Origin of the sequence: Burkholderia sp. Bmkn7 (assembly GCF_041103175.1) — a bacterium.
GTDB lineage: Bacteria > Pseudomonadota > Gammaproteobacteria > Burkholderiales > Burkholderiaceae > Burkholderia > Burkholderia cepacia.
This window is the reverse complement of the sequence record NZ_JBGCUH010000001.1, coordinates 1,085,841-1,106,910: the sequence shown is the minus strand read 5'-3', so window position 1 is coordinate 1,106,910 and position 21,070 is coordinate 1,085,841. Positions and strand designations below refer to the sequence as shown.

The 21,070-nt window shown below is 68.3% G+C and carries 18 protein-coding genes and 1 pseudogene; 10 read left to right on the top strand and 9 right to left on the bottom strand.

The features are described from left to right. Positions 1-210 precede the first annotated feature (210 nt). The 3 genes from AB3K92_RS04930 (at position 211) to AB3K92_RS04920 (ending at position 5,264) form a co-directional block, all read left to right on the top strand. Positions 211-1,431 carry a putative glycoside hydrolase gene (locus AB3K92_RS04930; RefSeq protein ID WP_124625997.1) on the top strand — a complete coding sequence of 407 codons (1,221 nt, stop codon included), beginning with the start codon at positions 211-213 and terminating at the stop codon, positions 1,429-1,431. Beyond that, a complete protein-coding gene (locus tag AB3K92_RS04925; protein WP_369464556.1) occupies positions 1,377-3,836 on the top strand; it encodes an exo-beta-N-acetylmuramidase NamZ domain-containing protein in 2,460 nt (819 codons plus the stop codon). Before AB3K92_RS04930 ends, AB3K92_RS04925 begins: the two co-directional genes overlap by 55 nt. 264 nt (positions 3,837-4,100) lie before the next feature. Next, the gene (locus AB3K92_RS04920; protein ID WP_369464555.1) at positions 4,101-5,264 is read left to right on the top strand and encodes a TIGR03364 family FAD-dependent oxidoreductase; all 1,164 of its coding nucleotides are present in this window, start codon (positions 4,101-4,103) and stop codon (positions 5,262-5,264) included. 87 nt (positions 5,265-5,351) lie between these two features. On the opposite strand, the gene AB3K92_RS04915 is transcribed toward AB3K92_RS04920, so the two are convergent. From AB3K92_RS04915 to AB3K92_RS04895, 5 genes and pseudogenes are all read right to left on the bottom strand, one after another. Next, positions 5,352-6,560, bottom strand: a complete 1,209-nt coding sequence (locus AB3K92_RS04915) for a zinc ribbon domain-containing protein (protein ID WP_059491909.1) — start codon at positions 6,558-6,560, stop codon at positions 5,352-5,354. A gap of 29 nt (positions 6,561-6,589) precedes the next feature. After that, on the bottom strand, positions 6,590-7,273 hold the full coding sequence (locus tag AB3K92_RS04910; protein ID WP_225740246.1) for a hypothetical protein: 684 nt from the start codon (positions 7,271-7,273) through the stop codon (positions 6,590-6,592). Between the two features lie 19 nt (positions 7,274-7,292). Then, the gene (locus tag AB3K92_RS04905) at positions 7,293-8,048 is read right to left on the bottom strand and encodes a hypothetical protein (protein ID WP_369464647.1); all 756 of its coding nucleotides are present in this window, start codon (positions 8,046-8,048) and stop codon (positions 7,293-7,295) included. Between the two features lie 471 nt (positions 8,049-8,519). Further along, positions 8,520-8,672 (bottom strand): annotated as a pseudogene (locus tag AB3K92_RS04900) (zinc ribbon domain-containing protein); the annotation flags it as partial. A gap of 514 nt (positions 8,673-9,186) precedes the next feature. Further along, positions 9,187-9,315 (bottom strand): hypothetical protein, encoded by a 129-nt coding sequence (locus AB3K92_RS04895; protein WP_021162513.1) that lies wholly within the window; start codon positions 9,313-9,315, stop codon positions 9,187-9,189. A gap of 224 nt (positions 9,316-9,539) precedes the next feature. On the opposite strand from AB3K92_RS04895, the gene AB3K92_RS04890 reads away from it, so the two are divergent. Next, on the top strand, positions 9,540-10,514 hold the full coding sequence (locus AB3K92_RS04890) for a hypothetical protein (protein ID WP_369464554.1): 975 nt from the start codon (positions 9,540-9,542) through the stop codon (positions 10,512-10,514). A gap of 163 nt (positions 10,515-10,677) precedes the next feature. Further along, positions 10,678-11,787 carry a DNA alkylation repair protein gene (locus tag AB3K92_RS04885; RefSeq protein WP_060304007.1) on the top strand — a complete coding sequence of 370 codons (1,110 nt, stop codon included), beginning with the start codon at positions 10,678-10,680 and terminating at the stop codon, positions 11,785-11,787. A gap of 343 nt (positions 11,788-12,130) precedes the next feature. Here the strand turns inward: AB3K92_RS04885 and AB3K92_RS04880 are convergent, their stop codons facing one another. Together AB3K92_RS04880 and AB3K92_RS04875 are read right to left on the bottom strand one after the other, a co-directional pair. Continuing rightward, complete coding sequence (locus AB3K92_RS04880) at positions 12,131-12,898, bottom strand: hypothetical protein (RefSeq protein WP_021162516.1); 768 nt, start codon at positions 12,896-12,898, stop codon at positions 12,131-12,133. A 56-nt stretch (positions 12,899-12,954) separates the two neighbouring features. Next, positions 12,955-13,821: a PASTA domain-containing protein gene (locus AB3K92_RS04875; protein WP_155644036.1), complete on the bottom strand. Its 867-nt coding sequence runs from the start codon at positions 13,819-13,821 to the stop codon at positions 12,955-12,957. Positions 13,822-14,156: 335 nt separating this feature from the next. On the opposite strand from AB3K92_RS04875, the gene AB3K92_RS04870 reads away from it, so the two are divergent. The 5 genes from AB3K92_RS04870 (at position 14,157) to AB3K92_RS04850 (ending at position 18,879) form a co-directional block, all read left to right on the top strand. Then, a complete protein-coding gene (locus AB3K92_RS04870; protein WP_155644035.1) occupies positions 14,157-14,489 on the top strand; it encodes a hypothetical protein in 333 nt (110 codons plus the stop codon). A gap of 46 nt (positions 14,490-14,535) precedes the next feature. After that, the gene (locus AB3K92_RS04865; RefSeq protein WP_230964592.1) at positions 14,536-15,483 is read left to right on the top strand and encodes a hypothetical protein; all 948 of its coding nucleotides are present in this window, start codon (positions 14,536-14,538) and stop codon (positions 15,481-15,483) included. A gap of 149 nt (positions 15,484-15,632) precedes the next feature. Beyond that, positions 15,633-16,235: a TetR/AcrR family transcriptional regulator gene (locus tag AB3K92_RS04860; RefSeq protein WP_021162520.1), complete on the top strand. Its 603-nt coding sequence runs from the start codon at positions 15,633-15,635 to the stop codon at positions 16,233-16,235. A gap of 419 nt (positions 16,236-16,654) precedes the next feature. Beyond that, positions 16,655-17,374, top strand: a complete 720-nt coding sequence (locus AB3K92_RS04855; protein ID WP_021162521.1) for a response regulator transcription factor — start codon at positions 16,655-16,657, stop codon at positions 17,372-17,374. Continuing rightward, positions 17,374-18,879 (top strand): HAMP domain-containing sensor histidine kinase, encoded by a 1,506-nt coding sequence (locus tag AB3K92_RS04850; protein ID WP_059491918.1) that lies wholly within the window; start codon positions 17,374-17,376, stop codon positions 18,877-18,879. The genes AB3K92_RS04855 and AB3K92_RS04850 overlap by 1 nt, the downstream gene beginning before the upstream one ends. A 26-nt stretch (positions 18,880-18,905) precedes the next feature. On the opposite strand, the gene AB3K92_RS04845 is transcribed toward AB3K92_RS04850, so the two are convergent. Both AB3K92_RS04845 and AB3K92_RS04840 read right to left on the bottom strand, forming a co-directional pair. After that, positions 18,906-20,009 (bottom strand): AraC family transcriptional regulator, encoded by a 1,104-nt coding sequence (locus AB3K92_RS04845; RefSeq protein WP_042977091.1) that lies wholly within the window; start codon positions 20,007-20,009, stop codon positions 18,906-18,908. Positions 20,010-20,133: 124 nt separating this feature from the next. Further along, complete coding sequence (locus tag AB3K92_RS04840) at positions 20,134-20,922, bottom strand: HAD-IIB family hydrolase (protein WP_369464553.1); 789 nt, start codon at positions 20,920-20,922, stop codon at positions 20,134-20,136. Positions 20,923-21,070 lie beyond the last annotated feature (148 nt).

Below are 21,070 nucleotides of genomic sequence, written 5' to 3'. Positions count from 1 at the left end.
ACGCGCATGGCGGCGGCGCAGCGCGTGCCGTTGATCTGCCTCACGCGGCGTTGCGGCGGATTCGCAACAATGTCCGCAGGAATTCGCGTCGCGAGGTGTGCATTGAAGAATCGGGCAATCGTTCATTGGCCGCGTGCCGGGCAACACCGGCACGAGCCGTTTCGACGCGGGTGGCTGGGCGCGGCGACGCTCGGCCGCGTGCTGGCGGGCATGCTGCTGGCGCTCGCGTGTGTCGCCGCCCGGGCCGGAACCGTCCCGGTGACGGTCGTCGATGCCGGCAGCGGCCGGCCGGTGTCGGGTGCGCTCGGTTATGCGTCGGGCAGCAGCCTGGTTGCATCGGCTGCCGGCATGTTTGCCGCGCCGGCGGGCGACGTGACGCTCAGCGTGACCGCGCCCGGCTATGCACGTGCGGAGGTCGTGCTCGCCGCCGGCGAGACGGCACGCACGGTGCGGCTCGTCCCGTTCCGTCCGAAGGCCGTTTACCTGTCGGTCTACGGTGTCGCGGATCGCACGCTGCGCGACGCGGCGCTCGCGCTCCCGGGCCGCACGGCCGTCAACGCATTCGTGATCGACGTGAAGGGCGATCGCGGGATGACGCCGTATCGCAGCGAAGCACGCGAAGCGATCGGCGCGGCGAGCGGCGAGCCGGGGCCGCGCGTCGCGGACCTGCCGGCGCTGATCCGCGCATTTCACCTGCGCGGGCTCTACCTGATCGCGCGCATCGTCGTATTCAAGGACGATCCGCTCGCGGCCGCCCATCCCGACTGGGCCGTGCGCGACGCGGCCGGTGGAATCTGGCGTGATCGCGAGCATCTGCGCTGGATCGATCCGACCGTGCGCGCCGCGTGGGAACACAACTTCGATGTGGCCGAGGAGGCCGCGCGGATGGGTTTCGACGAGATCCAGTTCGACTATCTGCGCTTTCCGGATGCGGGCGGCCTGAGGTTCCACGAACCCAACACCGAGGCGAACCGCGTGGCCGCGATCACCGGATTCCTGGAGGGCGCGCGCGCCCGGCTGCGGCCTTACAACCGCTACCTGTCGGCCGATATCTTCGGCTACGTGTGCTGGAATGCCGACGACACGCAGATCGGGCAGCGGCTCGGCTCGCTGGGCGGGCTGGTCGATTACATTTCGCCGATGCTGTATCCGTCGGGCTTCACGTGGGGGCTGCCGGGCTGCCGCAAGCCGACCGACCATCCCGGCGAGATCGTCGGGCGGTCGCTCGCGGAAGCGATGCGCCGCACGGGGCTCGACGGCGTGCGGTTCCGGCCGTGGCTGCAGGCATTTCGCGACTATGCGTTCGACCGGCGCGCGTTCGATGCGGCAGACATCCGCGCGCAGGTCGACGCCGCGGACGCGGCCGGCACGGATGGATGGATGCTGTGGAATCCGCGCAATCGTTACGATCCCGCTGCGCTGCCGCGCTGACCGGTGCGCTGCTGTTCGCGCTGGCGCCGGCCGGCGCTCGCGCGGTGCGCGACGCGGCACCGGCGACGGCACCGGCATCGGCATCGGCATCGGCGACGGTATCGGCACCAGCGACTGCGACTGCGACTGCGACGGCCACGGCGCCGCAACGCCAGGCCGCCGCGATCGATGCGGCGATCGCGGCCGAAATCGCCGACGGCCATCTTGCCGGCGCGGTCGTCGTGACCGGCGACGCGGACGGCGTGCAGGTACGCGTGGCGCGCGGCTTGCGGGTGACGGGTGAGCACGCGGAGGCGATGACGGCCGATACCGTCTTCGATCTCGCGTCGCTGACCAAGCCCGTGGCGACGGCAGTCGCGATCTTCCAGCTCGCGGAGCGCGGCCTGCTGGGCCTCGACGCACCGGCCGCGCGCTACTGGCCCGCATTCGCGGCGCACGGCAAGGACACGATCACGATCCGCCAGTTGCTCGCGCACGTGTCGGGCCTGCCGGCCGGCGTGTCGTCGTCGCGCGCATTGCGCAGCCGTGCGGCCGTGCTGGCCGACATCGTCGCGATGACGCCCGCGGAGCCGCCCGGCACCCGTGTGCGCTACAGCGACGTCAACTACGTGGCGCTCGGCGAGATCGTCGCGCGGGTGTCGGGGCAGCCGCTCGACACATGGTGTGCGGGTCACGTGTTCGCGCCGCTCGGCATGGCCGATACCACCTTCAGGCCGGGCGCGGCGATACGGGCACGCGTCGCGCCGACGCTCGTTCGCGACGGGCGGTTGCTCAGGGGGCGCGTGCACGATCCCGTCGCGGCGGCGATGGGCGGTGTCGCGGGCAATGCGGGGTTGTTCTCGAGTGCCGGCGATCTGGCGCGTTTCGCGCGCATGCTGCTGAACGGCGGGACGCTCGGCGAGACACGCGTGCTCGGCGACGGCAGTGTCGCCGTGCTCGAGACGCCGGCCACGCTCGACGCCGAAGGCGACTGGCATACGCCCGGCTGGCGTGTCGGGCCGCCGCTCGTGGCGAACCGCTACCGGTTGCCGCCGGCCGGTGCGCTGGAGCATCTGGGTTATACGGGCACGGCGCTGTGGATCGATCCCGTGACGCGCCGTTTCGCGATCGTGCTGACGAGCCGGCTGTATCCCGACGAAACCGGCACCGCGATGCCGCTGCGCGCGCTCGTGGTCGGCCTCGTATCGAGCGCGGCCGCGCCGGTGACGTCACTGCAGATCGCGACACGGGTGCCGACGATGGCCGCGGCCGTCGCACAGGCCGGCCGGTTGCCGGTTTCGCGCGGGTCGGTGCTGGCCGGTATCGACGTGCTTGCGGCAAGCGGCTTCGCCGCCGTGGCCGGCAAGCGCATCGCACTCCTGACCAACAGGAGCGGCTTCGACCGGTTCGGCCGGCGTTCGGCCGACCTGCTCGCGAGGGTGCCGGGCGCGCGGCTCGTCGCGCTGTTCGCGCCCGAACACGGGCTCGGCACGGACGTCGACGAAACGTTCGGCGACACGACCGACGCCGCGACCGGCGTGACCGTTCACAGCCTCTACGGCGACCGGCGCAGGATCGCGCCCGAGCGGCTCGCCGACGTCGACGTGCTGGTGATCGACCTGCAGGATGCAGGCGTGCGCTTCTTCACGTATCTGGCCACGCTCGGCTACGCGCTGGAGGCAGCGGCCGCCGCGCACCGCCCGGTGCTCGTGCTCGACCGCCCCGACCCGCTGGGCGCCGACGTGGTCGGCGGCCCCGTGGCCGATGCGGAGCCGGCGACGTTCACCGGGTATTACCCGTTGCCGCTGCAGCCCGGCATGACGCTCGGCGAGCTCGCGCGGCTGTTCAATGCGCGCCTGCATATCGGCGCGGCGCTCACCGTGGTGCCGATGGCGAACTATGCGCGCGCGATGCGTTTCGACGACACCGGGCTCGGCTGGGTGCCCCCGTCGCCGAATTTGCGGGATGGCGCTGCCGTGTCGCTCTATCCGGAGACGGGGCTCATCGAAGGGGCGGCACTCAGCGTGGGGCGCGGAACCGCGACGCCGTTCGGCGTGGTCGGCGCGCCGTGGATCGACGGGCGCGTGCTCGCCGACGATCTTCGCGCGACGGGGCTCGGTGCGACGTTCACGCCGGTCCGGTTCGTACCGGCGGAGGGGCCGTACCGCGGCAGGTTGTGCGAAGGCGTGCGCATCCAGCGGCTGCCCGGCGCGACGCGGCCGGGTGAAATCGGGCTGGCGCTCGCGCTGGCGTTGCGTCGGCGCTATCCGGTGCAATTCCGGATCGATGCGATCCGCGCGTCGATCGGCTCGCGCGAAGTGGCAGACATGCTGGATGCGGGGCGGCCGCTCGGCGAGATCGAACGGGTGGTCGACGCACGGAATGAAGCGTTCGCGCGCGAACGTGCGGCGTTTCTGCTGTACTGACCTCGGCGTCGCGCTGTCCTGCCGCGCCGGCCACGTTTCGCCACGCGCCGGCTACGGCATGTGCGAATGCCGCGCACCAACGGATCGATGCGATTCTCCTCAGTGTCGTGCAATGGCAAAATTTGCCAAAACATGCCGTTTTGTGGCTTTTCACGCGGTTGTCATCTCGCGTCGCGATAGTGCGGAATCGCGCGCCAGTCCCGGGGATCCACCCGAGGAACGCGGCGCACTGCAACCGATACGCACGCTCCGAACGGGCGGTGCATGACATCTCGACAGAAGGAGCGTGCCATCGTGAACGCCATCGCAGCGGCGGATGCTTACGACGTGATCGTCGTCGGCGCGGGCATCGTCGGCCTCGCCCATGCCTATACGGCGGCGCTCGAGGGGCTGCGCGTCTGCGTGGTCGAACGCGACGCCGCATGTGTGGGCGCGTCGATCCGCAATTTCGGTTTCGTCACGGTCACCGGGCAGCGCGCCGGGCACAGCTGGCGGCGTGCGCGGGCGAGCCGCGAGGTCTGGGCGGACGTGGCGTCGCAAGCCGGCATCGACGTGCTTCACCAGGGCCTGCACCTGATTGCGCGTCGCCCCGAGGCGATGCACCTGATCGATGCGTTCATGCAGACCGGCATGGCCGACGGCTGCCGGGTCATGACGCCCGGCGAAGCGGCGGCCGTGGCGCCGGAGCTGCGGCTGGACGGCGCGCATGGCGTCCTGCACAGCCCGCATGAACTGCGCATCGAGCCGCGTACCGCGATCGGGTTGCTGGCGTCGTGGCTGGCCGAGCGCTTCGGTGTGCGGTTCCGCTACGGCGAGATGGTGCACGAGGTGCGCACGCCGACGGTACGCACGTCGCGCGGCGTGCTGCATGCGGAGCGCGTGATCGTCTGCGGCAATGCGGACAGCCGTCACCTGTACGGCGACTGGTTCGCGCGACACGAGGTCCGCCTGTGCCAGTTGCAGATGCTGCGCGTGCGGCCGCGCCGCCCGCTGGCGCTGCGCGCCGCGGTGATGAGCGACCTGAGCCTGCTGCGTTACGCGGGTTTCGCGGCGCTGCCCGCCGCCGGCGCGTTGCGTGCGCGCCTGAACGCGGAGGAGCCCGTGTGCGTCGGGTACGGCATCCACCTGATCGTGGTGCAGAGCGCCGACGGCAGTCTTGTGGTGGGCGATTCGCATGAATACGGCGCCGCACCGCTGCCGTTCGCAACGCAGGAGATCGATGCGCAGATCCTGCGCCTGCTGCACGAGACGCTCGATGTGACGGAACTCGATGTGGTCGAGCGCTGGACCGGCAGCTATCCGTCGGCGCCCGATGCCGATTGCGTGATCGAAGCGCCGGACGACGGCACGCGTGTCGTGGTCGTGACGAGCGGCGCCGGGATGAGCACGGGCTTCGGGATCGCGCAGGACGTGTTTGCCGCGTGGTGACGGCATCGACGAGCCGGGGAGGCTCGCGAGGCTGAACCGGCCGGCGCCTGCCGATCGACAGCAGGCACAGGCGCGATCATGCAGCCGTCACGCGTGACGGCGTGCGCCGCATTCGCCGCAGAACAGGTCGTCGGCGGCCATCGGCTTGTGACACTGCGCACACGCCGTGGCTTCGTCCGTGGCGGGCGAGGCCGTATCCGACGCCGGCAGCGAAGCCGTGCCGGCCGCACCGGCGGCGTGTGACGCGCGTGCTTTCGCGAGGTGATCGGCGGCGCGCTCGCGTGCCTGTTCGGCGTGGCGTTTCGCGTCCGCGACGTGCTGGCTCAGTTTCTCTTCGGTCGCGGAGAAATCGACACCGCTGACCGTCTGCAGATAGATGAGGCACGTGCCGTTGACGAACGTCAGGAACGGGATCACGAGGCCGATCGCGACCAGCAGGCCGTTGCCGAAGCCGTACGCGCCCAGATAGGCCATGCTGCGGTAGTCGAATCCGCCCAGACCGCCGAGCCCGCCTTCCGCCGCATCCGCGCCGAGGCCGTACGCGCCGGCATGGCGGCCGAATCCGCCCAGGCCGCCGAGCGTGCTCATCAGGCCGCCCAGCGGGCTGGTGCCGGTGGCCGCCGAGATCGACGAGGCGATCGCGGCGCCCGTGCCGAGAATGCCGAGTACGACCGCGGACAGGACGCCGACGAGCAGCAGCAGCCCGAACATCCTGACGATCACGCCGAGCAGCTGGCGGCGGCCGATCTGCAGCAGGCGCGCGGCGGTCTGCAGCGTCGAGTTGCCTTGCCAGATGGCGGGCGCGGCCAGCGGATAACCGACGTACCACATGCCGGCGAAGATCGCGCCCGCGACGATCGCCGCGAGCGGATACGCGATCGCATAGAGCAGCGGGCCGAGGCCCGGGATCTTGCAGACCAGGAACACGATCAGCAGCGCGAGCAGGAACAGCACCCAGCCGACGGCGAGCAGCACGCCGACCCCGATCAGGCGGTGGACGGTGAACGTCGCCTGCAGCAGCGCGTCGACGAATCCGACCGGCTCGCCCTGGGCATCGCGCATCAGCACGATGCCGACCGCGGAATAGCCGATCAGCGAGATCGCGCAGGTCGCGATGACGAACAGCAGGCCGAGCACGGGGCTGTGACCGAGTACCTGGATCGTGAGCATGCCCATCAGCATGCTGGCGACGAGCGCGACAGCGCACATCGCGAGTGCGCGCCAGTTCGTGACGGCCTCGGCGGCGCGCAGTAGTCCGAACTTCCCCGACACGGGGGCGTGATCGAGCGTTGACATCGTTGAATCTCCTTGCAGGTGCGGGCGGGTCAGTGTGCGGCGGGGGCGTCGAGCAGCGCGACGACGGTGACGCCGTCGACCTGCGCGAGCTGGATGCTCGACTGCCGGACCGAGCCCGGCTTGCCGTTCAGGTAGACCTGGCTTTTCAGCGTATACGTGCCTTGCGGTGCGCCCGAAGGCAGTTTCAGCGTGAAGCTGTTGTCGAATTCGCCGCTGCCCGGTGTCGCGTTGACGACCTTCTCGCCGCGCTTGAACTGTTCGCCCGACGGTGCATAGACGGTCACGACTTCCTTGACTTCCTGGACGGGCTCGTTCGTGCCGGACACCGCGCGAATCTGCGAGGCCAGCCTGATCGGCTCGCCGGCCTTGACGGCGGAGCGCGGCGTCACGACCGTGTTGTACGCGTCGATCTTCGCGTAGGGCGGCAGGTTGTTGCGGTTGCTTGCGCGGTAATCGCGATCGACTTCGGCTGCCGTCTTCGTCTGCCGTGTCGCCACTTCGATCACGGCGCACGCGGCGAGCCCGGCCACCGCGCCGCCGATCGCGCCCTTGGTACCGCCGATCAGCGCACCGACGATCGCGCCGCCGGCGCCGAGTGCGGTACAGCGCAGCACGGATTCGGACGAGATCCCGCCGGCGCCGTTCTGGGTGGCGCAGCCGCTGGCGAGCAAGGTGACCGCGCAGGCCGCGGCGAGGGTTTTCTGGATTGTCATGTCGGTCTTCTCCGGCGCTTCATTCAAGTGTGCTGTTGTTGCGCAGTGCATCCATCTGCCGTGCCTTTGCCTTGCCGATGAGCGTCTTCGCCGGACGGTTGCCGGGCTCGATCGCAAGGACGCTTTCCGCTGTCGCGATGGCCTTGTCGTACTGGCCGCGCGACAGGTCGCCCTGCGCGCGTTTCAGCAGGCCGTCGACGGCGGGCGATGCGGAGTTGGCCGCCGTGGACGGGCGCACGGGCGGTGAAGGGCGCGGCTTGTTGCGCGATGCTTCCGCAACGGCGGCGGGTGCGGCCGGTGCGGGTGCGTCGTCCTGCAGTTTCGCGAAGGGCGACGTCTGTTGCGCGTTCGCCGATGCGGTGGGCGGGTTCGATGCGGGCGGTGTCGCGGGCACCGAAGGCGTCGCGACATTCGTGACGACGGCCGGGCCCGACGCGGGCGAGGCCGTGACTGCGGCGGCGGTGGCCGTATCGATCGGCGCGGACGCCGGTGTGTCGGCCGGCGTCGTCGCAACGACCGCGCTGGCGATGACGGTACCCGCTGCGGTGATGTCCGACGCGGCGTTGGCGGGAACGGCCGGCACCGTGGATGCGGCGACCGGCTCGGGTGTTGCGGGGGCGCTCGCCTGGCGGCCGTGCCACCAGAATGCGCCGCCCGCGCAGGCGACGGCGACCGCGACGCCCGCCGCAATGAGCTTGAGTCTTGCCGACGTATCGTCGTTCGCCGTCGCGGGCTGTGCGATCGGCCGGGGCACCACACCGGATGCCGGACGCATGGGTTCTGTATCCGGCACCGTCGCGGTATCGGTGTCCGGTACGTCGCGAGATTCGGCAACCGTTTCGACGGCGATCGTGTCGTCGGCGGCGAGCGCCGCTTCGGTGCTTGCCGATGTGCCCGCAGGCCCGGGCTGCCCATCGGTGGCGACGGGCGAGACATGCAACGCAGCGGCCGTATCGCCGCGATGGTCTGCCGCTGCGTTGGGCGTGACGGTTGCCGCGACGCCATGCGATGGCAGCGGCGCGCTCGCGCGAGCCGATTCCGCATCTGCGATGTTCGCGACGTGCGGGATATCGTTCGAGGCGGTGTTCGCCGCCGGCGATTCGGTGCCGATGTCGTGCACAGGCGCGTGAGTCGATTCCGAGGCCGCGTATGCGGGTTGCGGTGCGGACTCGGCCGGTGGAGCGGGTGCGTCGGTTTCGATTGCGCCATTGTCATTCGCGGATGCGACGGGCGTCCCGCACTTGTTGCAGAAACGCTGGCCTGGCGTCAGAACGGCATGGCAGCTTCGGCAGGGTGCGCCGGCCGCTTCGTTCCGAGTGGCCGCCACCGGTGTTCCGCATTGCTTGCAGAACTTGAGCCCGACGGGCAGATCGGTCCCGCAGTGGGTACACGCAGTCATGATTCAGTAATCCTCTTCTTTTGATCGATCGACGTGACAGCGCCGTGCGAGCGAGCGCACGCATGTCCGAATCGCGGGATGGCGGCGTGTCGGCCGTGTGCTACGAAGGCACGCGACGCGGAACGGGCCGCTCGGCGCGGGATATCAGTCGAATTCGGGACGGCCGCGCGGGAAGTGGCGGCATGGAGAAGAAGAGATCCGGCCGACGTGGATCGGCACGTATGGCACATACGGCCCGACGAATCCGGATGTTCCGGTATTGAATGGCGAGTTCAAGCTTTCCCCGTTTCAGTCGCCAGGTTGAATCCGGCGGACTGTTTTCATTATTTGGATTGTTAATACGAATGGTCTTCTGCAGCGGATATTACACTGAAATTATGAGGTTTTGCCATTCGCCAATCGCGTGACGAAGTATGTCGACGGAGAGTTGCAAAGCACGGCAGCGAGTGCCTGGCGGCTTCGGAACGGACGTCATGGCGCAGGAAGAATTCCGCTCGAAAATGCGCATCGGCCGTCACAGCAGACAGACGCGACGCAGCGTGACCGTGCGCAGATACACGGATTTATCGAGCCACGGCACAAACACATACTCGTCGTATGCGTCGCAGCCGATCAGAATCCAGTGGGACAGAACGTTGGACATGATGGTCTCCTTGACCCGGCTTGTTTCTCTCTCCGGGGTGGCGGGTGCCGACGTGCAACTGTCGTTGTTCCGTCGTGCACTCACACTCGGTATACCCGGCCAGCACGGTACCTATTCCCGAAGCCGCGCGACGCATTTCCGCTGCATGTCGCCCATCGCGGGAATAAACGGGCTGGTTTCCCGGTATGTCGATCACGCACTGGAGGCATCGAGAGGAGGCGCCAATGCACGACAGGGAGAAGCAGGTCCGCGACACGCCGGGCCGGGCGCAGCGCGATCGTGAGGGCACCTCGAACTTGGGCGGGGTGCAGCGGTCGTCGTGGTTGCGGGAGGGCGGCATGCGCCCGCCAAAGAGCAATCGTGCCTTGCGTCGCGCACCGCACACGCATGACCCCGACGACGGTCGACCGGTGTCGGCGCATGACCTGATGCGCAAGACCGCGCGGAGGCTGCAGCTCGGGTCCGGCATCCTGCTGTGGCTTTATATTTCGATTCACATGGTCAATCACGCGCTCGGCATCTGGTCCATCGATATCGCCGAGCGCGGGCTGCACCTGGCGATCGGGCTCTGGCAAAGCCTGCCCGGAACGATCGTGCTGTACGGCGCGGCCGGCCTGCATTTCGCGCTGGCGATTCGCACCATTTACGGCCGCCGGCACTGGTCGCTGCCGCCCGCTGAATGGCTGCGTCTCTGGGCGGGACTCAGCCTGCCCATGCTGTTGATCCGCCACGTTGTCGGGACCCGCGTAGCGACCTCGTTCTACGGCTTCGAACCCAACTACGAACGAGTCATCGTGTCGCTTCTCACGAGCGGCACGCAGGGGCTGCAGATCGCACTGCTTGCACCGGGGTGGGTGCACGGCAGTCTCGGGTTGTGGTTTCATCTGCGCCGGCGTGCGTTTTTTCGTCGCGCCAGGTTCGTGCTGCTGGCCTTGCTCGTCCTGCTGCCCGTGCTGTCGGCAGCGGGTTTCGTGCAGATGACGCGCGCGATCGTGCCGGAAAGTCTTGCCGTCCCGGCGCCCGATGCGGCGCTGGTCGCGCATCGCGCCGCGCTCGACAGCTGGCGGCATCTCCTCGTCGCCGGTTATCTGTCGCTGATTGCGATCGCCTTCGTTGGCGGTCAGTTGCGAAACCGACTCTCCGGCGACGATTCCCCCGATTCATCCGCCGAGCCGCGGCGAGAACCGACGCATGAATGAATACCGCGCACCCGCTCGCGATTGGCGATCCGCGCATGCTGGCTGCACGCGCAGCGGCGCAAGCCGGACAGGTAAAGTCTGCTGACAGAATCTGGCAGGGGCTTCGGCGATACTGTGCGTTTTCGCACCCGATGATCCGCGACGCGCGTCGAATCTCCACGTCATGACAACCACTCAAGTTCCCGTCCCGTTGAAGGAGTCGCTGGGGAAGCGGCAATTCCATGCGCTGTCCGACGCGCTGCATTCGATCGAGCCTGCCTTCGACCGGCCGGCATTTCTGGCGACGGCGCTCGAAGGCCTCGACGGCCTGACGTTGATGGAGCGCGTCAGGCGCGCCAGTCTTGCGATCGACACGGGCGCACGGCCGCTGCAGGGCGGGTACGATGCCGTGCTGGCGTTGTTGCAGGAGGCAGCGCCTCGACTGGGCCGGGGTTTCGTATCGCTCATCGCGCCCGATTACGTCGGGCAGTACGGTCGTCACGCGTTCGACCGTTCGATGGACGCGCTGAAATACTTCACGCCGTTCGGCACGTCGGAATTCGCGGTGCGCGAATTCCTGCGCATCGACCTGGCGCGTGCGCTCGCAACGATGGAAGCCTGGTCGCACGATACGGACGATGCCGTGCGCCGGCTGGCGAGCGAGGGAAGCCGCCCGCGTCTGCCCTGGTCGTTCCGGCTCCGCGACATCGAGGCCGACCCGTCGCTGGCCGCGCGGATTCTCGACAACCTTCGCTCGGACCCGAGCGCCTATGTGCGCCGCTCGGTCGCAAATCACCTGAACGACGTGGCGAAGACGCATCCGGCGTGGGTGCTCGATCGGGCCGAACGATGGGGCGGCGACCATCCGCATACGCGATGGATCGTCCGTCATGCGCTCCGCACGCTCGTGAAGCAGGGCAATGCGCGAGCGCTCGCGATCCTGGGTGCCGACAGCGCGCCGCGTCTGGAAATCGGCCCGTTCGGCGTGACGCCCGCGCAGGTGGTGCTCGGCGAGTCGATTACGCTCGCGTGCGAGCTGCAATCGACGGCCGAGACCGCGCAGCGGCTCGTCGTCGATTACCGTATCGCGTATGTGAAGCAGAATGGCGACGCGTCGCCGAAGGTGTTCAAGCTGAAGGGGCTGACGCTCGAACCCGGGCAGCGCGTCACGCTGCAGCATAGTCGTCCGATGCGCGATTTCACGACGCGCCGGCACTATGCGGGCCGGCATGAGGTGGAGCTGATCGTCAACGGTCAGGTCGTTGCGCGATCGTTTTTCGAGCTCGCCGTGTGAGTGGCGGTTGGCGGGCGGGAGATGAGGCGGCCGACGTTTCGCGCTTGCCGGCCGTGCCCGCCGCGCTGTCCCGCGCGTGCTCGATCAATTCGCCGCCCGCGCAGAGGCAGGCGGCTTGCGCTATTGCACCAGTACCGCCTTGACGGATCCGGCGCCAGTGGCTCGCCGTTGTCGGAGCGTGCGCCGATGGCGTAGACCGAAACATGCGTGCGTCGACGCTCGAACGCGTCGAAGCGCCACCGGCCGTGTTCGCCATATTTTCCCGGGTGACGTTCTTCCATCCCGCAGGCACGTGTCGTCATGCACGGCGTGTGCGAGCGGCGCGATGTCGAGGCGCGCCGGCTCAGGCGTCGGCGCGCTTGCACCGCATGCCCGCGATACGTTGGTCCGGCCTGTTGCGGTAGAACACGAAGGTGGTGGCCCCGGGGTCGTGATTGCCGCCATCTTCATCGACGTAGGTTTCGGCAAACACCGGTACGGCAGCGTTGGCGATACTGACCCGGTAGAACACGTTCTTTTGCGTGTTGGGCGCGGTGGTGCCGTAGTCCCGCGCGCAGCTGCCGGCGATGCGCTTGACCGCGGCACCTCTGCCGAACTGGCGCAGCAGAATGTCCTGCGTGTCGTCGTTCGGGTAGAACTTCCGCAGCACGATCGACAGGACGGCGGTCGCATTGCCGTTGAGTACGACGCCGACGTGGCCTTCGTTGTCTTTTTTGACGCCGGCGTTCTCGCCGACCTTGCCGTCCGGCACGTCCACCTCGCCAAAACCCGCGAGCAGCAGGCTGCCGCCACGGTAGCGTGTGGCCTCGCGGGCGTTCGCGTCCGGATTGACGAGCGGCCTGGCGTCGTCCCAGTGCACGCCGGCTACGCTGTCGAACGCTGGCCAGGCCGCCGGCTTCACGCCGCCGAACACGCCCAACAGCGCTTGCAGCGGCGAATCCGCGGCCATTGCCGGCTCATGGGGGTCAGGCCGGGATGCGGCGGACGCAGGTGCCGTCATCCGGTGGGCGGACGGGGTGGCGCGCTCGCACGCGTTCAGGCCGATCAGCAGCGCACAAGCGGACAGCGTACGCAAGACGTTCGCCGAGGTTCGCATGTGCAGACGTTGCATGAGGCGCTCCGCATGCATGGAGGGCGCGGCCGGGCAGCGCGGCGGGCGATGGGGGATCAGCGGCACTTGACGTCGTAGTCCGTGACGGATGGGAGGGCGCCTTCGCCTACGGTGGTCAAGGTCAGCTTGCCGGCAGGGCCGGTGTAGCCGAAGTCGCAAAAGGCGAGCCCGGTGCCCGCGCAGGACTCGGTCTCGACAATCCCGCGCCTGACCAGGGCGGACTGCCGCGGCTCTCCGCTGGCGCCGCCTCGCACCGGATTCCACCCGTTGGCGATCAGTGCCTTGCGGGCCTTGTCGATCGGCATGTTGTAGACGTTGGGCACCTTCGCGCGGCCTTTGCATACGGCATCTTCGTCGGCCACCCTGGACAGGCGCAGCGAGCCGTCGCGGTCGACGTGCAGGTCACCGACGGGCGAGGGGGCAATGTCGCCATCCCAGATGCGCACGGCGCCGCTCTCGAGCGGGGCCAGTCTGCCGATGGCGGTGTCTTCCGCCGATTTGCCATAGGCCAGCGCGATCAGCCTGCCGTTCTCGAACACGGCCACGTTGCCTTGCGTGATGCTGCAGGTGCCGCTGGTCGCTGCCTCCATCTGGCCCGCGAAGCTGATCGCGCGGTAGGGCCCCAGAGGCATGTCCGACATGACGGCCCAGCCTTGCGCAGCCACCAGCCTGGCCGCTGCCGATTTCGGCTGGATGACCAGTTGCGAGCAGTCTCCGCGATCGATGGCGTTACCAGCCATGGGCAGATTCGCGAGCGGCTTCATGCGGATGTCCTTCAACTCGGACACGACGCGTGGCGCGGATGCGGTCGTTTGTGCGGCGGCCGGCACGGTGAGCGCGAGGCCAAGCATCAGGCCGGCGCCATGCAGGCAGCCCGATGCGAACGATGCGGCGAAACGAGGCGGAAAGGAGGCACGCGACATGGCGGAGAGATTCGTAGAGGTCGTGGAAGCGGGCTACGAGGTACGGCGCATTTGTGTTTGCCTGTTGCCGGCAGAGCGAGAGGGTATGCGTTGCCGGGTAACGTTTTTATGAAACGCTTTCGCTTCCCGAATATCAGGATCGGAAAACATATTCAAAGGCAATAAAGCGGAGGCCGTCGCGCATGCATCGGCTGCTTCCGCTTCGACATTCGGGATTCTAGTCAAAGTAGATCGACTAGTATACATTCATCATATCTTGCTTCCCGCCCCGTAAAGACAGGCACCTGTTACCCGGCAGGATGCGACGCCGAATCCGGTGCAGGCAGGATTTCACCATGTCGCTGAAAGCCGGTATCGATGAAATCGCCCGGAGCCTAGACGGATTGCATCCGCCCTGGTTGCCCGCGTACGACCTGCGGGCCTGTGCGGCGAAGGTGGATTCGGAATGCGGATATGGCGCCGACATGATGGTCGCCATCGAGATCAATACGAGAATATTCGAGGAGATTGTTGCATTCGTGCACGTGTGGATGTGTGCGGTGCGTTTGCCTCGCTGCAACCGTCCACTGCGCGACAGTACGAATGCGTGCGCAACGACAGTGCGGAAATCGACGACGTGCGTGCACTCAATGCTTCCCGGGCATGTCCGACATACACGGGGTTGCTGAAGTCGCTCGTCAATCGGGGCATCGTCGTGCAATGTGCGCTGGATTGATGTTCAACCCCAATGAGGGCTTCGTGCCGATTCAATTTGTACTGCGACGCATCGCGTTCGCAGTCGCGATCGGCACCTGGCTAAAGATGGCCAAACTTTTCGGACACCGTGCCATGCAGACAAGCGCATTCAGGAAAACCCCCGTTTTGTTCGCCCGGGTCAACCAGGCGATCGCCCGCAGCCTGCGTCGATGCCGGACGGCTCTTGGCGCGACGGTCGGGATATTGCTGGCCGCCAGCGTATTCTCGGGGTGTGCGCCGCTATCTGCGTCTGCGCCGATGGATCCCCAGCAACAGCTTGCCGCAGAGCAGCGGAATGCGAATGCGTTGTATAGCCAGAAGGTGTTGGCCTACAAGCCGATGTTCGAGAATCCTGGCGGCTATGGTCGAGCGCAGATACTGGACGCGTACGAGGCGGTCCTCCAGCAGTATTCCGTCGCTGCAATCGCGTATGTCCGTACCATCTATCCCGACGCGCGACAGACGCTTCCGCCTGTCCTGCAGCCATTGCCGGCGCCGTCGGGGCCGGTCACGCTGGCGGTCGTCAATCGCGACTACGAACATGTGCTCGGAATGGGCGCTGCCATGTGGGAGATGGATATGGCGGCGAACTTCGGCCGGCCGTCCCGGTTCCCGATTCCGAAATACACCGGCCCGGTGCTCATCATGCCGCCTACGCCACCGTTTCCGCCCCTGCAGGATGTTCGCGATCCGAAGTTCGCACGGCTCGTGGCCATGACGAAGAAACTGGACGATGCGCAGAAGGCGGATCTGGCACGAGAGCATGCCGCGATCGAACAGCAGTATGCCGAGCAGGCCGCTTGGCGGGCTCGACACCCGATGGGCCAGTACGATCACATCGATCCGAGAACCGGATTGCCGTATGCGGCCCCGCAACAGGAGACGCAGCGATGGTGCATGATGAACGGCGGCCGGGTGCCTTGCTGAGACTGCCGCGCGCAGGGGCATGGCGGCCACGTGCTTGATGTCCTGCAACGCGTGGTCGTGCCGGCAGCCTGCAACGCTTGCGCTGCAACCTGAAGAAGCGGTGCTGACGGCGGTGCTAAGATGCCGCCCCGTAGTCAGGAGAAGCATGCATGCGCGCGAGCAAACGCCAGCAAGTGGTGGACAAGGCCGGTGAGTTGTTTTCCCGCCATGGCTTTCATCCGGTCGGTATCGACTGGATCATCGCCGAGGCGGACGTGGCTCGCATGACGCTTTACCATCACTTCGCGAGCAAGGACGATCTGATCAAGGCGGTGCTGGAGCAGCGCTACACCTTCATCATGGACAGCATTGCCGCCAAGCTCGAACCCATGGCGGATGCCACTGCGCGCCTGAAGGGAATCTTCGACTGGTACGGTGTCTGGTTTCGCAGCCCCGAGTTTGCGGGCTGCCTGTTCGAGCGTGCGCTGGCCGAGTTCGGCGCGACCTGTCCCAAGGTGACCGACGTCGCGGTGCGCTACCGGGACGACCTGTTGGCCATCATGGAGCGCTTGCTGTCCGAGATCATTCCGCGTCGCCGGGCACATCGGCTGGCCGGCGTGTACGTGATGTTGCTGAGCGGGGCGACAGCGGATGCGCGTGCGATCGGAGATCCACGTGCCGCCGCGCGGGCGTGGGAGGCGGCGAAGGTGTTGCTGAACGAGTCAGCGGTCGCAACCGGGAGTACGCGTCAAACGCGTAGTCGTCAGGGTTAGGCATTTGCTGTCGGCTCCCCGCCGCGCGTTCCGTGCGCCGCGCGTGCCGGTCGGCGGCACTGAGTGCCGGAGGCGCCACTCACACAGCATCCAGCGCGGAATCGGATCGGCAATCCGGGGCGCGCCGCCATCGCTCGACAGAGCCGCGCCCGAGTGTCCAGTTTGCGTCCGGACGGAACGGCGCAGGTTCCGTTTCATGGGGCCGGATTGGAGAGCCATGCCGGCATTGGCTCACGGGGCGGGCACGATGCAAAGATAAACGAAATGTGATCCCTCCCTCCCGCAAAATTTTGCACAATGGCGGCAGCGCGGCGCATTGCCGCGATTCGCTCCCCGGGGAACCCGGCCAGCCGGCCCGGGCCCGGGGCCGGCCCGAACCGATACCCGACCTCGGCACCGACGTGCCGCCATCCGCCGCCATGGACCAACCGAAACGCATCCTGATCGTCGAAGACGACGCCGACATCGCCGACGTGCTCAGCCTGCACCTGCGCGACGAGCGCTACGAGGTCGTGCACAGCGCGGACGGCGCCGAAGGGCTGCGCCTGCTCGAGCAGGGCGGTTGGGATGCGCTGATCCTCGACCTGATGCTGCCGGGCGTCGACGGCCTTGAGATCTGCCGGCGCGCGCGGGCGATGACGCGCTACACGCCGATCATCATCACGAGCGCGCGCTCGAGCGAGGTGCACCGGATCCTCGGCCTCGAGCTCGGCGCCGACGACTATCTGGCCAAGCCGTTCTCGGTGCTCGAACTCGTCGCGCGTGTGAAGGCGCTGCTGCGCCGCGTCGATGCGCTCGCGCGCGATTCGCGGATCGATGCGGGTACGCTCGACGTCGCGGGGCTGGCGATCGACCCGATCGCGCGCGAAGCGAGCGTGGACGGCGCGCGCATCGACCTCACGCCGCGCGAATTCGACCTGCTGTATTTCTTCGCGCGGCACCCGGGCAAGGTGTTCTCGCGGATGGACCTGCTCAATGCCGTGTGGGGTTACCAGCACGAAGGCTACGAACACACGGTCAACACCCACATCAACCGGCTGCGCGCGAAGATCGAGGCCGATCCGGCGGAGCCCGTGCGGATCCTCACCGTGTGGGGCCGCGGCTACAAGCTCGCCGCGCCGGGCCAGCGGGACGGATGATGAAGCTCACCCTGACCCAGCGGCTGTCGCTCGTGTTCTCGGTGCTGCTGCTCGCGTGCTCGGGCGCATCGGCGTGGCTGCAGATCCGCGCGAACGACATGCGCGAACAGGAAGTCGTGCAGGGGCTGTCGCGTGACCTCGCCGCCAATATCGTCGACAGCGTGACCCACAGCGCGCCGCTGATGGACGCGAACGGGCTGCGCCCGGACGCCGTGCGCACGCTGTTCGGCCAGCTGATGGGCGTGAACCCGAGCGTCGAGGTCTATCTGCTCGACAACGCGGGGCGCATCAAGGGCGACGATGCGCCGCCCGGCCACGTGAAGCGCGACCGCGTCGATCTCGCCCCCGTGCAGCGCTTCATCGCGGGCGAGCCGCTGCCGATCCTCGGCGACGATCCGCGCAGCCCCGACGCGCGCAAGGTCTTCAGCGCCGCGCCGCTGCAGCGCGCGGGGCAGCCGCCGTCGGGCTACATCTACGTGGTGCTGCTCGGCGAGGCGCACGACCGGCTGGCCGCGCGCGTGGACGCCGGCAACGTGCTGCGCACGACGCTGTGGTCGATGGCGCTCGTCGCGCTGCTCGGCCTGCTCGCGGGCCTTACCGCGTTCAGCTTCATCACGCGCCCGCTGCGCCGGCTGACGGACGCGATGCGCCGCTTCGACGCGAACGGCACGCCCGACACGCAGCCGCCGGTGCCGCGCTCGCGGCCGGGCCGGCGCGGCGACGACATCGTCGTGCTCGAATCCGCGTTCGCGCAGATGGCCGACCGGATCGGCGACCAGTGGCGCGCGCTGACGCGCCAGGACCAGCAGCGGCGCGAGCTGATCACGAACATCTCGCACGACCTGCGCACGCCGCTCACGTCGCTGCACGGCTACCTGGAGACGCTGTCGCTGAAGGCCGACACGCTCGCCGACACCGAACGGCGTCGCTACCTGTCGATCGCGCTCGCGCAGAGCGCGAAGGTCGGGCGGCTCGCGCAGGCGCTGTTCGAGCTCGCACGCCTCGAATCGGGCGGCGTGCAGGCCGAGCGCGAGCCGTTCTCGCTCGTCGATCTCGTGCAGGACGTGTTCCAGAAGTTCGAGCTGACCGCGCAGGCGCGCGGCGTCGCGCTGCATGCGCGGATTCCGGCGCGGGTACCGGTCGTGTCGGCCGATCTCGGGATGATCGAGCGCGTGCTGACCAACCTGCTCGACAACGCGCTGCGGCATACGCCTGCGCATGGCGAGGTCGAGGTCGCGCTGGAGCCGCGCGGCGACCGCGTGCTCGTGACCGTGGCCGATACCGGGGAAGGGATTCCGGCGGCGCGGCGCGAAGGGTTGTTCCAGCGGCCGCAGCGGCCGATGAGCGGCGGCGCGGTGACGAGCGGCGGGCTCGGGCTGCTGATCGTGCACCGGATGCTGGCGCTCAACGGCAGCAGTATCCGGCTGGTCGACCGGCCCGGGCGGGGGGCGGTGTTCGAGTTCGCGCTGGCGGTGGCCGCGTCCGCGACCGGCGACGGGCGCTGAGCGCTGAGCGCGGTTACTGCTCGCGCTCAGCCGCCGCGCTTGTTGCGCCGCACGTCGCTCGGCGTCATGCCGGTCCAGCGCTTGAACGCGTGGCGGAAACCCACCGCATCGCTGAAGCCGAGCGTCGATGCGATGTCCTCGGTGCTGAGCGTGGTCGTGCCGAGATAGTCGATCGCGAGCGCCTTGCGCACGCTCGCCAGCAGTTCGCTGTACGAGGTGCCTTCGGCTTCGAGCTTGCGGCGCAGCGTGCGCGACGTGATGCACAGGATCGCCGCGATCGCGTCGATATCGGGGAATTGTCCCGGCGTGCGGGTGAGTTCCTGGTACACGCGCCGCGTGACGCCGGCCTGGCTGCGCAATTCGTCGAGCAGGCTCGCGCAGTGCGACGACACCTGCGCGGCGGTAATCGGATTCGCGAGCTGCGGCGCGCGCGCGAGCCACGCGGCCGGATAGCTGAGCACATGATGCGGCTGGTCGAACGCGATCGGGCATTCGAGCGCATCGCCCAGCAGCGCCGCGTGCGCCGGCTGCGGCTGCGCGAACTGCGCGCGCGCCGGCACGCACCACGCACCCATCACGTCCTTGATGATCGTCACGTGCAGCGCGAACTGCATGTCGATCAGGAAACGGTACAGCGGCTCGTCGAGATCGGGCAGCGCGACTTCGTGCCGGTCGGGAAACAGCCACGACGCGGTATCGCCCTGTTCGACCCAGCGGATCGCGAGCATGCCGTTCGCGAGCCGGTGATATTTGACGGCCGATTCGAACGCGTGCGCGAGCGATTCCGAGCACAGCATCGCGTAGCCGTACATCCCGTAGCTCGTCACGTGCAGCCGGTGGCCGACGCGCACGCCGAGATCGGTGCCGTCATGGCGGCCGATGGCATTGCGCGCGGCCGTGAGGAACTGCAGCGGCGACGTGAGCGTGAACGGGTCCGCGACGGCGGCCGGCGTGAGGCCGGTACCGTCGAGCACCGCGGCCGGGTCGATGCCGGCTTGCGCGGCCACGTCGAGCAGCACGGCCAGCTTGGCCGGCGTGAAGCGCTGCTGGCGCAACGTGTGGGCCGGCTCGAGGTCCGGCAGGCGGGCGGCGCGGGCGGTCGTCGGGTTCAAGGGCACACTGCGCGGCATGGGAACATCCTGCGTCCGAATCGATATCGTTTACGGCACGCAATTCTGCTCGGGATCGGTCCCATGCGCCACAGGGTTCACCCTGACGATCACGCGACAGTCGATGCGCGAGCGTGAACAGGCCCTAGTCCGCGCGCGTGCGCAGGATCGCGTCGGCGAACTCCACGAACCCGCTGCCGCCCGGGCCCTGCGTGATCCAGCGCGGCAACGCGGGCAACTGCCGCAGATAGTCGACCACGGTGCTCATGCCGGCCGTGTGCGTGAAGTAGCCGAACATCGGCGCATCGTTGGTGGAATCACCGGAATAGGCGACACAATCGCGCGCCGCGCCGGCGCCCGCGTCGACGCCGAACGTGTCCGACAGCACGCGCAGCGACATCGACAGCTTGTCGTACCCGCCGACCCACCCGATGATCCACAGGTTGTTGATGGTCGCGTCCGCGCCGGCCTCGACCAGCGCGTCGCGGACCCGGTCGTCCTGGTTGCCGCCGGTGCGGGCGTACGCGAGCGACGTCAGCCTGAAATCCTGGTCGTCCGCGGGGCGGGCGGCGGGGACGGCCGCCTCGACCTGCCGCGCGATGCGCCGGAGTGCGTCGCGCGCGCCGGCGAGCGCATCGTCCGCATGCCAGTAACGGCGTTCGACGCCATGCCCGTCCGGGCCGCGCCGGATGAAAAGGCCGCCGTTCTCCGCAATCACGCCGTCGACCGGCCACATGCGCGCCATCTGGTCGCACCAGCCCGCCGGCGCGGCCGTCACCGGGATCACGCGGATGCCGCCCGCCTGCAGGCGTTCGAGCGCCGTGTAGGTGCGGGCGGACAGGCGGCCGTGATGGGTCAGGGTCTCGTCCATGTCGGTCAGCAGGAAGCGGACGGACGAGAAGGTGTCGGCGGGGGCCAGGGAAAGCGGCTGCATGGTTTCGACAGCGGAATGACGGGCGTCGATTATGAAGAAGGGCGCCCGGCCGTGCCATGCCGCTTGCTGCTTTGCAATTCGTGTCGCGGAATAAGCGGTTTCCCGCGCCGGCCTGCGAAGTTGTCTGGACAAGCGCGCCCGCCCGCGT

Coding starts and splice junctions, on each gene's coding strand:
- AB3K92_RS04905 (WP_369464647.1), bottom strand. CDS start 8,048: ATGCGTCCGGCATCCGGTGTGGTGCCCCGGCCGATCGCACAGCCCGCG.
- AB3K92_RS04920 (WP_369464555.1), top strand. CDS start 4,101: ATGACATCTCGACAGAAGGAGCGTGCCATCGTGAACGCCATCGCAGCG.
- AB3K92_RS04855 (WP_021162521.1), top strand. CDS start 16,655: ATGGACCAACCGAAACGCATCCTGATCGTCGAAGACGACGCCGACATC.
- AB3K92_RS04930 (WP_124625997.1), top strand. CDS start 211: ATGCTGCTGGCGCTCGCGTGTGTCGCCGCCCGGGCCGGAACCGTCCCG.
- AB3K92_RS04885 (WP_060304007.1), top strand. CDS start 10,678: ATGACAACCACTCAAGTTCCCGTCCCGTTGAAGGAGTCGCTGGGGAAG.
- AB3K92_RS04875 (WP_155644036.1), bottom strand. CDS start 13,821: ATGTCGCGTGCCTCCTTTCCGCCTCGTTTCGCCGCATCGTTCGCATCG.
- AB3K92_RS04895 (WP_021162513.1), bottom strand. CDS start 9,315: ATGTCCAACGTTCTGTCCCACTGGATTCTGATCGGCTGCGACGCATAC.
- AB3K92_RS04880 (WP_021162516.1), bottom strand. CDS start 12,898: ATGCAACGTCTGCACATGCGAACCTCGGCGAACGTCTTGCGTACGCTG.
- AB3K92_RS04870 (WP_155644035.1), top strand. CDS start 14,157: ATGTCGCTGAAAGCCGGTATCGATGAAATCGCCCGGAGCCTAGACGGA.
- AB3K92_RS04915 (WP_059491909.1), bottom strand. CDS start 6,560: ATGTCAACGCTCGATCACGCCCCCGTGTCGGGGAAGTTCGGACTACTG.
- AB3K92_RS04840 (WP_369464553.1), bottom strand. CDS start 20,922: ATGCAGCCGCTTTCCCTGGCCCCCGCCGACACCTTCTCGTCCGTCCGC.
- AB3K92_RS04925 (WP_369464556.1), top strand. CDS start 1,377: ATGGATGCTGTGGAATCCGCGCAATCGTTACGATCCCGCTGCGCTGCC.
- AB3K92_RS04865 (WP_230964592.1), top strand. CDS start 14,536: ATGTTCAACCCCAATGAGGGCTTCGTGCCGATTCAATTTGTACTGCGA.
- AB3K92_RS04910 (WP_225740246.1), bottom strand. CDS start 7,273: ATGACAATCCAGAAAACCCTCGCCGCGGCCTGCGCGGTCACCTTGCTC.
- AB3K92_RS04850 (WP_059491918.1), top strand. CDS start 17,374: ATGAAGCTCACCCTGACCCAGCGGCTGTCGCTCGTGTTCTCGGTGCTG.
- AB3K92_RS04890 (WP_369464554.1), top strand. CDS start 9,540: ATGCACGACAGGGAGAAGCAGGTCCGCGACACGCCGGGCCGGGCGCAG.
- AB3K92_RS04860 (WP_021162520.1), top strand. CDS start 15,633: ATGCGCGCGAGCAAACGCCAGCAAGTGGTGGACAAGGCCGGTGAGTTG.
- AB3K92_RS04845 (WP_042977091.1), bottom strand. CDS start 20,009: ATGCCGCGCAGTGTGCCCTTGAACCCGACGACCGCCCGCGCCGCCCGC.